12 protein-coding genes are annotated in these 14,026 nt (G+C 62.9%); 5 read left to right on the plus strand and 7 right to left on the minus strand.

Annotated elements, in window-relative coordinates; translation table 11 throughout:
- Nucleotides 1–9: 9 nt before the first annotated feature.
- Nucleotides 10–2,010, minus strand: coding sequence for an aminotransferase class V-fold PLP-dependent enzyme (locus tag ACHMW6_RS32565; RefSeq protein ID WP_395403364.1), 2,001 nt, complete (start codon nucleotides 2,008–2,010; stop codon nucleotides 10–12).
- A gap of 99 nt (nucleotides 2,011–2,109) precedes the next feature.
- On the opposite strand from ACHMW6_RS32565, the gene ACHMW6_RS32570 reads away from it, so the two are divergent.
- Entirely contained in the window at nucleotides 2,110–2,589 is a 480-nt protein-coding gene (locus ACHMW6_RS32570; RefSeq protein ID WP_395403366.1) for an Lrp/AsnC family transcriptional regulator, read from the plus strand.
- A 10-nt stretch (nucleotides 2,590–2,599) separates the two neighbouring features.
- Nucleotides 2,600–3,739 (plus strand): HPP family protein, encoded by a 1,140-nt coding sequence (locus tag ACHMW6_RS32575; protein WP_395403368.1) that lies wholly within the window; start codon nucleotides 2,600–2,602, stop codon nucleotides 3,737–3,739.
- A 68-nt stretch (nucleotides 3,740–3,807) separates the two neighbouring features.
- Here the strand turns inward: ACHMW6_RS32575 and ACHMW6_RS32580 are convergent, their stop codons facing one another.
- The gene (locus ACHMW6_RS32580; protein ID WP_395403370.1) at nucleotides 3,808–4,440 is read right to left on the minus strand and encodes a TIGR02281 family clan AA aspartic protease; all 633 of its coding nucleotides are present in this window, start codon (nucleotides 4,438–4,440) and stop codon (nucleotides 3,808–3,810) included.
- 101 nt (nucleotides 4,441–4,541) lie between these two features.
- Between ACHMW6_RS32580 and ACHMW6_RS32585 the strand changes: the two genes are divergently transcribed.
- A complete protein-coding gene (locus ACHMW6_RS32585) occupies nucleotides 4,542–6,362 on the plus strand; it encodes a DUF885 domain-containing protein (RefSeq protein WP_395403372.1) in 1,821 nt (606 codons plus the stop codon).
- Between the two features lie 67 nt (nucleotides 6,363–6,429).
- On the opposite strand, the gene ACHMW6_RS32590 is transcribed toward ACHMW6_RS32585, so the two are convergent.
- Entirely contained in the window at nucleotides 6,430–6,876 is a 447-nt protein-coding gene (locus tag ACHMW6_RS32590; protein ID WP_395403374.1) for an acyl-CoA thioesterase, read from the minus strand.
- A 155-nt stretch (nucleotides 6,877–7,031) separates the two neighbouring features.
- On the opposite strand from ACHMW6_RS32590, the gene ACHMW6_RS32595 reads away from it, so the two are divergent.
- Nucleotides 7,032–8,453, plus strand: a complete 1,422-nt coding sequence (locus ACHMW6_RS32595) for an ATP-binding protein (RefSeq protein WP_395403376.1) — start codon at nucleotides 7,032–7,034, stop codon at nucleotides 8,451–8,453.
- Here ACHMW6_RS32595 and ACHMW6_RS32600 read toward each other — a convergent pair.
- From ACHMW6_RS32600 to ACHMW6_RS32615, 4 genes are all read right to left on the minus strand, one after another.
- Nucleotides 8,388–8,708: an Mpo1-like protein gene (locus ACHMW6_RS32600; protein WP_395403378.1), complete on the minus strand. Its 321-nt coding sequence runs from the start codon at nucleotides 8,706–8,708 to the stop codon at nucleotides 8,388–8,390. The two genes, ACHMW6_RS32595 and ACHMW6_RS32600, sit on opposite strands and share 66 nt — an antisense overlap.
- Entirely contained in the window at nucleotides 8,668–9,312 is a 645-nt protein-coding gene (locus tag ACHMW6_RS32605) for an ArsR family transcriptional regulator (RefSeq protein ID WP_395403380.1), read from the minus strand. The genes ACHMW6_RS32600 and ACHMW6_RS32605 overlap by 41 nt, the downstream gene beginning before the upstream one ends.
- A gap of 106 nt (nucleotides 9,313–9,418) precedes the next feature.
- A complete protein-coding gene (locus tag ACHMW6_RS32610) occupies nucleotides 9,419–10,510 on the minus strand; it encodes a LacI family DNA-binding transcriptional regulator (RefSeq protein WP_395403382.1) in 1,092 nt (363 codons plus the stop codon).
- A 54-nt stretch (nucleotides 10,511–10,564) separates the two neighbouring features.
- Complete coding sequence (locus tag ACHMW6_RS32615; RefSeq protein ID WP_395403384.1) at nucleotides 10,565–12,724, minus strand: alpha-glucuronidase family glycosyl hydrolase; 2,160 nt, start codon at nucleotides 12,722–12,724, stop codon at nucleotides 10,565–10,567.
- 94 nt (nucleotides 12,725–12,818) lie between these two features.
- Between ACHMW6_RS32615 and ACHMW6_RS32620 the strand changes: the two genes are divergently transcribed.
- Entirely contained in the window at nucleotides 12,819–13,934 is a 1,116-nt protein-coding gene (locus ACHMW6_RS32620) for an endo-1,4-beta-xylanase (protein ID WP_395403386.1), read from the plus strand.
- Nucleotides 13,935–14,026 lie beyond the last annotated feature (92 nt).

The following is a 14,026-nucleotide window of genomic DNA, read 5'->3' on the forward strand; positions in this document are numbered from 1 at the left end:
CACGAAATGTTACATGAGCTCGTGTAACGAAACGTGCCTGACCCCAAAATCGGCGGCGAGGGCGAGGCCGCCGTTCAGGGTGTAGGCTGACGCGTAGCCGAGGCGGCGCAGGCAGAGGGCGGCTTTGGCGCTGCGGTTGCCGCTGCGGCAGAAGAAGACCAGCGGCACTTGCGGCTGCGTGGACAGCCAACCCGGCAGCTCGTCCGCCAGCCGGCTCAGGGGCACGCTGACGGCCGCGCGTCCGCCCGGGATGCACGCGGCCTGTTCATAGCGCTCGCGCACGTCGACCAACAGCGCATTCGGGTGCGACAGCAGCAGCGCTTCCAGCGAGGCGCTGTCCAGCTGCATATCGGCGTAGCTGCCGCGCGCGAGCTGCGCTTCGGCACGCAGGCTTGTGCAGCAGGCGTTCTGCGCTTCGCGTGCGGGACAGAGCAAGGTTTCCGGCGATACCCAGCGCGCCAGTTCGTGCGAGGCCGCGTCGCCCGTGAAGGCATACGCCACTTCGGAGGCCGACAAGCGGTCAACGCCATCGCCCAGCAAATAAGCCAGCTGCCCGGCATTCAGCACCAAGCGCTGCAACAGTTGCCCACCAATCCGCAGTACATCGCCATCCACTGGCCAGGAACTGCCTTCGCGCGTGCAAAGGCGCGCGGCCAGCGTGTAGCCATGGCGACGCAGCAGACCGTCAATTCGTTCGGACATTTCATCCTGGTGGTCGATCACCACGCAACGGCGCGACGCTTCATCGCACACCAGCCAGGTGTGCACGCCGCCCGCGCTCAGTTGCAGCACGCCGTCCAGCGCCTGCGCATCGGCGTGTTCTTCGGACAGCAGGCCGGCGCTACGCAGGGCCTGTCCGCAGCGCTCGATGCGCGCACAGGCTTCGTCGATCATCGCTTCATCCGCCAGGGGCCCGAAGGACATGCGCACCGCGCTGCTGCTGCGCCACTCCGGCAGTCCCATCGCGTCCAGCACATAGCTCGGCGCAGCCTTGGCCGCCGAACAGGCACTGCCCGCACTCACGCGCACATTGGCCGCGTCGAAGACATCCAGCAGCTCTTTGCTCGACAAACCCGGCACGGAGAAATTCAGCGTGGTCGGCAGCGCCTTGTCGAACGGCGCATTGAAGACGATGTCCGGGAACGCGCGGCGCAGGCTCTCCGCCAGCGCGGCACGGTAGCCTTGCAGCTCGCCGTGCGTACGGAACGTGCCGCCCTGCTCCAGCGCCGCGAGCACGGCGCCCAGCGCGGCGATGCCGGCCATGTTTTCGGTGCCGGAGCGCAGGCCGGTTTCCTGTCCACCGCCCATGATCAGCGGCGTGAAGGGCGCGCCTTCGCGCACATACAGCATGCCGATGCCTTTCGGCGCGTACAGCTTGTGGCCGGAGAACGGCGCGTAATCGATGCGCGTGGCGGAGAGGTTCAGCGCCAGCTTGCCCAGGCCCTGCACGCAGTCCACCAGCCACAGCGCCTTCGCATACTTCAGCACCGCTTCGATGCCCGCCAGGTCGGACATCACGCCCGTCTCGTTATTCGCCGCCATCGTGCAGACCAGGGCCGCATCGCGCGCCAGCTCGCGCAGCGCTTCGAGATCGTGGCGCCCTTCGCCATCCACCGGCAGCTTCACCAGCTCGAAATCCAGTCCCAGCAAGCGGTTCCAGTGCGCCAGCGCTTCCGGCACGGCCTTGTGCTCGGTGGCGCCGTACACCAGCAAGGTGCCGACGGCTTCGCCACGCGCGCGGCGTTCACGCAACGACACCAGCGCGGACAGGACCGCCGTCTGGATGCCTTCCGTGGCGCCGCTGTTGAACATCAGCCGCCCCGTGCCCACGCCCAGCAGGCGCGTGGCGCGCTGGCGGACTTCGTCCATCATGGCTCTAGCCTTCAGGCCGGTGCCGTGAGTGCTGCTGGGATTGCCGAAACGTTCCCCCATCGCCTGCACGGCCGCGTCAATGGCGGCGGGCAGGACGCAGGTGGTGGCATTGCCGTCTAGATAGATTTCATTGTTCATATAGGTAGCTTACGCAGCGCAGCCGAAGTATTCATTCCAAATTTTCCCAATGCGACGTAATATTTGGCATATCCATGCTACTTTTTCTCCAAAATAAGAATGAATGAACTTGATCGTTTTGACTACGCCATCCTGGGCGCCCTGCAGGTGGATGGCACGCTGTCCGTGGCCGAGTTGGCCGAGAAGGTAGGTTTGTCCTCCACGCCGTGCTGGAAGCGCCTGAAGCGGCTGGAAGAGGACGGCTATATCGACCGCCGCGTGGCCATCATCAACCGGCGCAAGGCGGGCCTGCCGGTGACGGTGTTCGTCAGCGTGCGCACCAGCCAGCACGACGAGAAGTGGCTGGCGAAATTTGCGGCCGGCGTGATCGCCCTGCCCGAAGTGCAGGAATTCCACCGCATGAGCGGCGATGTCGACTATTTGTTAAAGGTCGTGACGACGGATATCGAGGGCTACGATCGCTTTTACAAAAAGTTAATCAAAGTCGCTAACCTGACAGGCGTTTCCTCTGCGTTCTCAATGGAACAAATCAAGTATTCGACGGCGTTACCGTTGCACTTGGTGGCAACAGGCGTGTGATAATCATGGGATGTGGAAATCCCTCCTGCCCGTAAAAAACACGACCAGCCCTGTTGAACGGATGCGCGCCTGCGGCGGCGCGCTGATTGGGCTTTTGATCACCGCGCTGTGTGCGCACTACCTGCTGGGCAACCAGGCCATCTGGCTGGTCGCGCCAATCGGCGCCTCATCGGTGCTGGTGTTTGCGCTGCCCGCCAGTCCGATGGCCCAGCCGTGGGCCGTGGTGGGCGGCAACGTCATTTCCGGTCTGGCCGGCGCGGCGTGCGTGAAATTGCTGGGCACCGATCCGTATGTGGGCGCTGCAGCGGCCGCCGCGGCGATTGGTGCGATGTTCGCGCTGCGCTGCCTGCATCCGCCCGGCGGCGCCGTGGCGCTGACGACCGTGATTGGCGGACCGGCCATTCATTCCCTTGGCTTCGGCTTCGCGCTCGGACCGGTCGCCATCAACGGCGTGCTGCTGGTGCTGGCCGGCGTCATCTACAACAACCTGACGGGCAAGCGCTATCCGCACGCGCAAGTGCTGGCGCATCCGAATCCGCACGCGACGAGAGATGAAGTGCCGACCATGCGGATGGGCTTCCGTCCCGAGGACCTGGATGCGGTGCTGAAGCAGTACAACCAGGTGCTGGACATCAGCCGCGATGACCTGGAAGAGCTGTTCCTGAAGACGGAAATGCGCGCATACCAGCGCCGCTTCGGCGTGATCACCTGCGGCGACATCATGTCGAAGGATGTGGTCACCGCCGATTTCGCAACGCCGCTGGCCCAGGCCTGGAAGGAAATCCGCGCCCACCACATTTCCGCGCTGCCTGTGCTGAACCGCGCGCGGCGCGTGATCGGGCTTGTCACCCAGGGCGACTTCCTCAAGCACGGCCAGCTGGACGAGGCCTACACCAGCATGCGCGAGCGCCTCACGCATTTCCTGCGCCCCAGCGGCACGACGCATTCGGAAAAGCCGGAGGTGGTGGGACAAATCATGGTCAAGCATCCGCGCACGGCCAAGGTCGATACGCCGATCACCGAACTGGTGCCGCTGATGGCGGATTCGGGTTTCCACCATATTCCGATTGTCGACAATGAAAATCGCTTTGCGGGGATTGTTACTCAGTCGGATGTTGTGGCTGCTCTCTACGAGACGCGGTTGGCTTGATTTAAAACCCACGGCAGAAGCAGGTGGCTGCCACGATGTGGCAGCCACCAGGGTTACGCCTTTGGTTTTTAATTTTTCCGCGACAGCGTCATCGTGGTGCCGTCGCGGCGCATCTCAAAGCGGTTGAGGAAGTTATTGCCGAGCAGGATAATCGGCAGCCCGTCTTCTATGACCATCGCTTCGATATTGTTCACTTCCACATCGCTGATCTTCAGCCGGTCCACCTTCACCACCCAGGCCTCCTGCTTGCCGCCCGCAGTCTGCACGAAGGCGCGCGTGCCTTTCAGGCGGTAATCGATGCCCATGCGTTTGGCTTCATAGCCTGGGATGGCGACCGTGGTGGCGCCGGTGTCGATCATCATGCGCGTGAGAACGCCATTGATCTCACCCGGCACCACGTAGTGCCCGTTCGGGTCTGCATAGAACACCAGCTTGGGCGCGCCCATCGACGGCGCCGCGTTGGCGAACTGCCCTAGCTGGACGGAATAGCGCTTGCCATTCTCTTCCAGCGTGACGCCGTTGCCGCTCACGGCCACCAGCCTGCTGCCGTCGGGCAGCGTGGCGCCGACCGGATAGACCTTGCCCGGCCCGCCATCCACCGACAGCAGCGCTTTCTCCTTCAGCACGCCGACCACGCTCACGTCCGCCTGGACGGCGCCGCAGGCCAGCGCCAGCACGGCGGTCATCACATTCTTCCGCATCCGATATATCCTCCTCGCAACATTATGCCAGCAGTCCCGGACTGTTCCGCCGGGCGCTGATCGCGTATCCTTGTCGCTTCTTCTTTCCAAGGAACAAAAAGATGAAGCAACGCATTACCCTCGGCGTGCTGGCAGCCGCCGTGCTGCTGGCCTGGGCACCCGCCCAGGCGGCAACGCCGGCCACCAAGCCGGCTTCTGTTGAAAAAGCGCCCGCCAAAAGCGAGCCGCAAGCGCGCAAGCATTTCCTGGCACTGGCCGATGAGTACTGGGACGCTGTCGCCAAGTTCAATCCGGTGGACGCTACGCAGAACGGCGACAATCGCTTCGACGACCAGATCGGCATGGCCATCAGCCCCGCCGAGCGCGCCAAGCAGTTCGACCGCTACCGCGCCTTCAGCAAGCGCCTGCACGCAATCCCGCGCGCCCAGTTGAACCGGTCCGACCGCATCAGCTATGACGTGCTGACCTTCGAGCTGAAGACCCTGCTGTCCTACGAGCCCTTCCCCGAACACCTGCTGCCGATTAACCAGATGGACAGCATCCCCGTCACGCTGGCGAACTTCTCCAGCGGCGAAGCCTCGCAGCCGCTGACGAATGTGCCGCAGTACGAGGCTTACCTGAGCCGTATGAACCAGCTGCCCGCGTGGATCGACCAGGCCATCGCCAATATGAAGGAAGGCATGGCCAAGGGCATCGTGCAGCCGAAAGCGATCATGGTGTCCGCCCTGCCCCAGTTCCAGAAGCTGGTCAGCGAAGCGCCCGAGAACAGCATCTTCTACGCGCCGGTGACCAAGTTCCCGGCCACCTTCAGCGAGGAAGACAAGAAGCGCCTGTCCGCCGACTATCACAGCACTATCGCCAACAAGCTGAATCCCGCGCTGACCAGGCTGGCGGCTTTCCTTGAAAACGAATACATCCCGTCGTGCCGCACCAGCACCGGCCTGTCCGCCCTGACCAACGGCGCCGCCTGGTATCAGGTGCGCGTATCGGATTCGACCACCACCCAGATGACGCCGGAGCAGATCCACAAGATCGGCCTGGAAGAAGTCGCCCGCATCCAGGGTGAATTCGCCAAGCTGGGTCCGAAGCTGGGCTATGACGGTCCGCCGGCCGGGCTGCCGGGCTGGGTGGCGCAGCAGCCGAAGTTCTTCCCCTTCAAGACGGAAGGCGAAGTCCAGGCCGTGTACGAAAAGCTGAACACATTGCTGGACTCCAAGCTGCCAGCCATGTTCACCCTGGTCCCGAAAGCGAAGCTGGACCTGCGCCTGGAGCCTGAGCTGAGCCGCGATACCGCGTCCGACCACTACACGGCGCCGGCGCTGGATGGCACGCGCCCTGGCGTGTTCTGGTCCGTGGTGACCGATCCGAGCAAGTACGCATCCACCGGCATGAACACGCTGTTCCTGCATGAAGGCAAGCCAGGCCACCATTTCCACATCGCCCTGATGCAGGAGCTGGACATGCCGAAGTTCCGCAAGCTGGGCGGCAACACGGCCTTCACCGAAGGCTGGGCGCTGTACGCCGAAACCCTGGGCAAGGAAATGGGCCTGTTCGACGATCCGGCCCAGTACTTCGGCCACCTGAACGACGAGCTGCTGCGCGCCACGCGCCTGGTGGTCGACACCGGCATGCACGCCAAGGGCTGGACCCGCGAACAGTCCATCCAGTACATGAAGGACACGCTGGGCTACGACCAGGGCGCCAAGACCGAGACCGAGCGCTATATGGCCTGGCCGGGACAGGCGCTGGCCTACAAGGTCGGCGCACTGAAGATCCAGGAACTGCGCCGCCGCGCCGAGCAAGCCCTCGGCGACAAGTTCAGCTTGCCGAAGTTCCATGCCATTGTGCTGGGCGATGGCACCGTGCCGCTGGCTTTGCTGGAGCAGAAGGTGGATGCGTGGATTGCGTCCACGCGCAAATAAAACCCACGGCGTAAAACTGATGTCTGCCACGATGTGGCAGACACCTGATTCATGCCTTGGGTTCTAATCACTTCATCATTTCATAGCGTTTAATACGCTTGATCACAATTTCCGGCAAAGCCGTAATCTGCTTCTGGTGGTTGGCAAACACAATCTGCTGCCGCCCCACGGACACCGGATGTCCCTCCGAATAAAAGCGGAACTCCAGCCAGAACGAGCAGCGCCTCACGTCAAGAGTATTTACCTCGCAGCGAACATCCTGGAACGGGAACGTCTCCTGCAGATAATCCTGCTCCGCGTGTTTGGTAATGAACACGCCCTCTTTTTGCAGCATGTCGCGCGAAATGCACTCGTAAAACCACTTTTCGCGGCAAATCCCCTGCCATTCGAAATAGCGCGCGAAATAGGTATTGCCATAGGCGTTTGAATCCTTCAGGTAGATCGACAACTGATGGTGAAAGGTCAGGTCGGCGACGATGGCGGAATCATTGGCAACTGTGGCGTGCATAAACATGGTTTTTCTCCGTGGAAAGTGGTGTTCGCCAGCTGAATTACTGGTCGAAGCTTGCACTTATTGCGTATTGGCACGGCGCACTGTTGAGAAAGATCAATACTTGGTAGAAATCCAGCCATAACATGTAATTACTTAGATCTCCGTCAAGCTTATTGATGTATTCGATCCTGCCAGCCCTCGTTTCCGCCCTGTTCATCGGCTACGGCATTTACGTGCTGAGCTCACGCGGACCCAGCCGTGTTTCGCTGACCTTTTTCCTGGTCTGCGTGCTGACCTTCAATTGGCAGGCCGCCTGGGCGCTGTTGTTCCAGATGCGCGATGAAAGCACAGCGCTGGCGATTGCCCAGCTGGGCTATCTGTTCATCCTCTTCCTGCCGACAACGCTCTACCACTTCATCACCGAGCTCACGGGCGCCAGGGCCGACCGACGCTGGGTCTACACCAGCTATGCCCTGGCCTTCTTGCTGGGTTTGCTACTGCCGCTGTCGGACTGGGTCGTCAACGGGCTGAACCGCTACTTCTACGGCTTCTATCCGCGCGCCGGCTCACTGCATCCACTGCATTTGCTGCAGACTATGCTGGTAATCGGACGTGGGCTATGGCTGCTGTATCAGCGGCTGCAACTGGCTGTGTCGACCGAGAGGGCGCGGCTGCGCTACTGCCTGCTGAGCGTGCTGATCTACTTCGCCGCCGCGATTGACTATTTGTGCAACTATGGCCTGTCCTTCTACCCGCCCGGTGTGATCTTCATCGCCGCCAGCCTGGGTCTGATCGCGCAAGCCATGGTGCGCCACAACCTGCTGGCCGATCCGATGGCCGCCGCAGCCACCATCGCCCATGAAATGCGCACGCCGCTGGCCTCCATTCGTGGCCAGGCTCGCGTGCTGGCGCGCAGCCTGCCGGAGCTGATCCGAGGCTACCAACCCACGCGCGAGTCGCCGCTCGGTGACGCTCAGCTCAAGCAACTGAGCGAAATTGCGCGCAGCATCGATGCCGAAGTCCAGCGCTCGAATCTGGTGGTGGACATGCTGCTGGCCGCTGCGCGCGACGGCGTGTTTCAGGGCGAAAGCTTCCGCCCCCATTCGATCCGCGCGTGCGTGACCGAAGCCATGGCCTGCTACCCGTTCAGCGGCGCCGAGCGCGATCGCGTCAGCGTTACCGTGCACGCCGACTACCGCTTCCACGGCTCGGACGTGCTGCTGATGTACGTGCTGTACAACCTGCTGAAAAACGCCCTGCTGGCGGTGCAGGCAGCGCGCCGCGGCTCGGTGGAAATCGACTGCTTCTGCCGCGAGCACTGGAACTGGCTGGTGGTAACAGACACCGGCCAGGGCATCGCACCGGACGTGCTGCCCCACGTGTTCGACCCGTTCTACACGACGCGCCGGGTGGGCACGGGCATGGGGCTGGCGTTCTGCCAGCGCGTGGTCACGGCCTTCGGCGGCCAGATCCGCTGCGAATCGGAGCTGGGCAGCTACACCCGCATTTCCATCCTGCTGCCGCCGGATGCGCTACCAGGCGATGCGCCCCGTGAGCATGTCGCGGAACATCACCCAGTCGCCCATCAGGCTGAATAAGGGATACTTGAAGGTGGCCGGGCGGTTGTGCTCGAAGAAGAAATGGCCGACCCAGGCGAAGCCGTAGCCGACCACGGGCAGCAGCCACAGCAAGGACCACTGCTGCGTGAACAAGGCCGTTGCGATCAGCACCAGCACGATAGTCGAGCCGATGAAATGCAGGCGGCGACAGGTCGCATTGCGGTGCTCGTTCAGGTAGAAGGGATAGAACTCTTTAAAACTTTGAAACCTCTTGGCCGTCGCTTCCATCGTCATCCTCCGTCTGGGTTTCTTTGATGATGTTATCGAGATCGGTTTCGTCGCCCAGCACGAAGACCTTGCGGTCCTGCAGCATATTCATGATGAAGGCTTGCTGCTCGCGCAGGCGGCGCTTGAAGTCGGGCACGGAATACAGGTTCGGATAAATCTTGCGGCGCAGGATGCGCTCGGCGACCGGCAGGCGGCTCAGCAGCTCGCCATAGGTGGTGTTCTCGCCGATCAGCAGCAACTCGATCGCATTGGTCGAGTCCTCCGCCTCGCGCGCCGTGGCGCCGTACACGAAAGCCACGTTGAGCTGACGGCGCATGGGCGCCAGCGCCGAGTTCAGCACGCTGACCAGGCCAAAGGTTTTCTTGACGATGCTGGCCAGTTCGTCATACACCAGGTTGTTCTTGTTGGGACGGAATTGACGCACGTTGCCAATGCGTTCGGAGACGATGAGTCCCGATTCATGCAGGCGCTTCAGCTCGCGCTGGGCCGACGCGCTGCCCAGCCCGGTAAGGCGCATGATTTCATTGAGGTGGAACCCCTCATTCACGCGCACAAACAGCAAGCCCAGCAGCTTTTGCTGGGCGGGGGTAAACAGGGCTGAGGCGATCATAGACCAAATCTTAGCATGACCTGCTTCCTAAAACCCACGGCCTAAAACAGGTGCCTGCCACGATGTGGCAGGCACCAGGGTCACGCCGTGGGTTTTTAGGAAGGCGTCAGCCCTTGAAGACCTTGCTGGAAGGCCGCGTGCGCGGCGCTGCATCCGACTGGCGGCGGATCAGCGAGAAATCGACCAGCAGATGCTCCGGATCCTCCGGCGCTCCCTCGCGCTCGGCGCGGATCTGGCGCACGAGGAATTTGACCGCCGTCTCAGCCATGTCTGAAATCGGCTGACGCACAGTAGTCAGCTCCGGCCAGATCGTGGTGGCCAGCGCGGTATCGTCGAAGCCGGCGACGGTCAGGTCACCAGGCACATCGAGACCCATGCGGTGGGCGATAGCGACCGTTGCGGCCGCCATATCGTCGTTGCTGGCAAAGATAGCGGTGGGGCGCTGCTCCAGGCTCAGCAGGGACTCCGCCGCGTCGAGGCCGGAACGATAGGTAAACATGCCCTGCACGAACAACTCGGGCGGCGTATTGACGGAGCGGTCCTTGATTGCCGCCTTGAAGCCTTCCAGGCGGCGCGCCGATGCGGTCTGGTTCGGATTGCCGATGACGAAGCCGATGCGCTGGTGCCCCAGCGAGATCAGGTGGTTGGTCATGGCATAGGCAGCCTGGTAGTCGTCAATGCTGACGGCGCTCACACGCTTGTCCGGCAAGCCACAGGCCACGGCCACTGCGGGCGTGTCGGATTTGGCGATCAGATCGATCAGGCCCTGCACATCGCACAGGGGCGGCGGCAGGATGATGCCGTCCGCACCGTTATCGATCAGGCGCTGGGTCATGTCCTTCCACTGCTCGCCCTCGCACTTCTCCACCACCAGCTGCACATTGTTCAAGCTGGCCTGGTTCAGCAGGCCGACCAGGAACTCAGTCAGGTACCCGGCGGACGGATTGCTGTACAAGAACCCAATGCGGATCGGCCGCACGCCCGCCAGGCGGCGCGCCGCCTGGTTCGGCACATAATTCAGCGCCGCTACCGCTTCGTCCACTTTCTTGCGCGTGCTCGCGCGCACATTCGGGTCGCCGTTCATCACGCGCGACACCGTCATCGGCGACACCCCTGCCAGCTTGGCGACATCCGACATCGTCGGCGCTCCCGGCTTTGCGGCTGGCTCCACTTCCGGCTTCACCTGTTTTCTGGTCATCTTCCTGCAGTTTTGGAAATTGTTATAACAATCGGGACTCTACCACAGCGTTAATTAACCGTGGCCCGGTGCATAAGGGAACTGCAGCGACTTGTAGTATTCCAGCGTCTGCGGCGGCGCTTTCACACCGGCCGGCAGCGGCAGCCCGTTCACCGACTGGAAATAGGCAATCGACGCATCGCGCCACCATTGCGCTTCCTTCAGCTGGCGCGCCAGGCGCTGCGCAGTTTCCTCGTAGCGCTGCTGGTCAACCAGCGGCTTCAGTTTCTGCCAGCGCTGCTGCATGTCCGCCACCTGGGCCACGCCATGGTCGTAATGCGCAACCAGCTCGGTCCACAGCGTGCGGCCGGACGGCATCTTGTAATCCCACGGCAGGTGGTGGAACCACAGCAGGTCGGCCAGCGGCGTGGTGCGCGGATCGGCATACTGGCGCGCGATTTCCGGCGCGTACTGGGCCAGCGCATTGCTGCCGGTGGCGGTGCGGTCGAAGCCGATGCCGTTCTTGTCAGCCTTGTGATAGTAGACGGGGTTCCAGTCCGGGCGGCCCAGGTTGTCCACCCACGGCGCCGGGCCGTGATGGTGGCCGGTGCCCATCACGTGGTGCAGGCCCAGTGGCGACATGTAATCGACAACGGCTTCGCGCGACATCATCATGATCTGCACGATGTCATCAGCGGCCTGCGGCGCGAAGGTTTGCTGCGCCCATTCGCGGGCGATGGCCTTGCTGGACGCTTGCGGGTCCCAGGCCAGGCGGCCGAACGCATACCAGTTCGCCTGGTCGAAATGCGAGCCGCTCCAGTTGCGCGAGCTGCCGATATTGGCCACGCCGGCCATGCCGGTGAGGTGGCCCGCGTCTTCCAGCGCATCGGCGACGGTCGGGCCCTTGCCCTTCTGCTTCGTATCGGACTGCAGCGTTTCCTCGTACATGGCGCCGAGGTAAGCCAAGTGCGTGGAGTAGCCCAGGTATTCCTTGGTGATCTGGAATTCCATCATCAGGGGCGTTTTGTCCATCGCGCCGAACAGCGGATGGAAAGGCTCGCGCGGCTGGAAATCGATGGCGCCGTTCTTTACCTGCACCAGCACGTTCCGTGCAAACTTGCCGTCCAGCGGCTTGAATTCGCCATAGGCCTGCTTGGCGCGGTCGTCAGGCTTTTCGGCAGCGTAGACGAAGGCGCGCCACATCACGATGCCCTTGTGCGGCGCGACGGCGGCGGCCAGCATATTGGCGCCGTCGGCGTGGGTGCGGTGATAGTCCTGCGGGCCGGGCTGGCCTTCGGAGTTCGCTTTTACGAGGAAGCCGCCGAAGTCGGGAATGGCCTTGTAGATTTCGTCGGCCTTGGCTTTCCACCAGGCGGCCACTTGCGGATCGAGCGGATCGGCGCTCTGCGTTTCCTTCAGCTCCAGCGGGGTGGAGAAGCGTGCGGACAGGTAGACCTTGATGCCGTAAGGACGCAGCTGGTTCGCGACGGCGGCGACTTTCTCGATCCAGGGCGAGGTCAGGATTTCCTTTTTCGAGTTGACGTTGTTCAGCACCGTGCCATTGATGCCCAGCGAGGCGTTGGCGCGGGCGTAGTCGGTATAGCGCTGGTCGGTGACTTCCGGCAGGTCCCACCAATGCCAGATCGATTCGCCGGCGTAACCGCGTTCCACGGTGCGGTCCAGGTTGTCCCAGTGGTTCAGCACGCGCAGCTGCAGCTTTGGCTTGCTTTGTTCGTTCAGGGCGTCCATTTGCTGGCCGGTGCGGGCGGCGCGCAGCCAGGCGAAGGCGCCATACAGCAGGCCGATGTCCGTGTTGGCGGCGATGATCGTCGATTTGCGCCCCTGCCCGCGCGTTGCCCGCAACAGGTAGCCCTCGGTTCCCAGCGCTTCCAGATCCTGCGCCTTGACGCCTGCGCGCAGCGCTGCATCCTTCAGGGCGAGGACGATGGCGCCGTCCGCCGGCTGCCCGGCCGCGGACGCGGTGGTGGCGGGCGCCTTGCCGAGCATGCCGGCCAGGCCACGTTGCAATTCGTCGACAGCTGCATTCACCGTCGCCGACTGAGGTGCGGCGACAACAATGCTGCGCGTCTGAGGTGCAAGCTTCGCCCGGGCCGCCGAATCCAGGGGCCGATAGCGCAGCCACAGGTCATAGCCATCCTCGGCCGACGCGGCGCCAGGGGCAAGGCCGAGCAATACCAACAACAAGGGCAGCAATGCCCGCAGCATGATTCTCATTGTGTCTCCAGGGGGAATATTTTTGGTTGCGCAATCTTTTGGAAGTCAATCTATGTTAGCGTAACTTCACAACTAAATCCAATAGGAGACTTTGATGAACACAAACCGCCGCCGCTCGCTGCAGCTGCTGGCCGGCGCCGCCGCTGTTGCGGCCATGCCAATTACGCCCTTCGCGCAGGAAGAATCGCTGAAATCCATCGCCTCCCGCAAGGGCATGCGCTTCGGGAATGCGCTCGGCTACCGTCACCGCACACCGGACTACCTGGCGCTGATGGCGCGCGAGTGCAACGTGATCGTCGCGGAAAATGAGACGAAATGGCAGGCTTTGGAGCCCCGTCCCGGCGACTACCAGTTTGAGAAGGCGGACGAAATGTTCGCCTGGGCGCGCTCGCAGGGCATGCAGGTGCGCGGCCACACGCTGGTGTGGCAGCCAGCCAAATGGCTGCCGGACTGGGTCAACAAGCATGATTTCGGCGCCAATCCGGCGCGCGAAGCCGAGCGGCTGCTGCGCGATCACGTGGGCAAGGTGTGCGACCATTTCGGCCGCGGCATCTATAGCTGGGACGTCGTCAACGAAGCCGTGGATCCGGAAACTGGCCTGAACCGGGTGAATGTGTTCACCGAGCGCCTGGGCGCCGTCGAGCAGATCGACCTGACTTTCCAGCTGGCGCGCGAGCATGCGCCGACCGCGCATCTGGTCTACAACGACTACATGCGCTGGGACGAAGGGAGCGCCAAACATCGCGCCGGCGTGCTGAAACTGCTGCAGGACCTGAAGAAGCGCAATGCGCCCGTGCAGGCGCTGGGCATCCAGAGCCACATCGGTTCCTGGGACAGTTCGCGCAATGCGTCCAACGACCTGCGCGAGTGGCGCAAGTTTTTGGACGAAGTCACGGGGATGGGGCTGGATTTGCTGATTACGGAGTTCGACGTGAACGACCGCAAGCTGCCGGGCGATATCGCCAGGCGCGATGCGGGCGTGGCTGCTTTGGCGCGCGATTATCTGGATGTGACGCTCAGTTATCCCCGCTTGCGTGATTTCCTGCTGTGGGGGATGTCGGACGATCACAGCTGGCTGCTGACCTGGGATGAAGCGCCGCGCACCGACGGGCTGCCGATGCGGCCTACTCCCTACGACGCTCAACTCCGCGCCAAGCCGCTGCGCGGCGCGATCGCCGACGCGCTGCGCGCCATGCCACAGCGGGTTTGAGCCGGCCGCCGCGTTCAGGCGTTCGCGGCGCGCGAGCACGGCGGATCAATGATCCGCCCTACGCACCTCGATAATTTTCCGCACCTCGCGCC

Source organism: Pseudoduganella sp. UC29_106 (assembly GCF_044055365.1).
Classification (GTDB): Bacteria; Pseudomonadota; Gammaproteobacteria; order Burkholderiales; family Burkholderiaceae_D; genus Rugamonas.

Excerpts from the sequence above, each read along its gene's own strand:
- ACHMW6_RS32565 (WP_395403364.1), bottom strand. The coding sequence starts at position 2,010 with ATGAACAATGAAATCTATCTAGACGGCAATGCCACCACCTGCGTCCTG.
- ACHMW6_RS32570 (WP_395403366.1), top strand. The coding sequence starts at position 2,110 with ATGAATGAACTTGATCGTTTTGACTACGCCATCCTGGGCGCCCTGCAG.
- ACHMW6_RS32575 (WP_395403368.1), top strand. The coding sequence starts at position 2,600 with ATGTGGAAATCCCTCCTGCCCGTAAAAAACACGACCAGCCCTGTTGAA.
- ACHMW6_RS32580 (WP_395403370.1), bottom strand. The coding sequence starts at position 4,440 with ATGCGGAAGAATGTGATGACCGCCGTGCTGGCGCTGGCCTGCGGCGCC.
- ACHMW6_RS32585 (WP_395403372.1), top strand. The coding sequence starts at position 4,542 with ATGAAGCAACGCATTACCCTCGGCGTGCTGGCAGCCGCCGTGCTGCTG.
- ACHMW6_RS32590 (WP_395403374.1), bottom strand. The coding sequence starts at position 6,876 with ATGTTTATGCACGCCACAGTTGCCAATGATTCCGCCATCGTCGCCGAC.
- ACHMW6_RS32595 (WP_395403376.1), top strand. The coding sequence starts at position 7,032 with ATGTATTCGATCCTGCCAGCCCTCGTTTCCGCCCTGTTCATCGGCTAC.
- ACHMW6_RS32600 (WP_395403378.1), bottom strand. The coding sequence starts at position 8,708 with ATGACGATGGAAGCGACGGCCAAGAGGTTTCAAAGTTTTAAAGAGTTC.
- ACHMW6_RS32605 (WP_395403380.1), bottom strand. The coding sequence starts at position 9,312 with ATGATCGCCTCAGCCCTGTTTACCCCCGCCCAGCAAAAGCTGCTGGGC.
- ACHMW6_RS32610 (WP_395403382.1), bottom strand. The coding sequence starts at position 10,510 with ATGACCAGAAAACAGGTGAAGCCGGAAGTGGAGCCAGCCGCAAAGCCG.
- ACHMW6_RS32615 (WP_395403384.1), bottom strand. The coding sequence starts at position 12,724 with ATGAGAATCATGCTGCGGGCATTGCTGCCCTTGTTGTTGGTATTGCTC.
- ACHMW6_RS32620 (WP_395403386.1), top strand. The coding sequence starts at position 12,819 with ATGAACACAAACCGCCGCCGCTCGCTGCAGCTGCTGGCCGGCGCCGCC.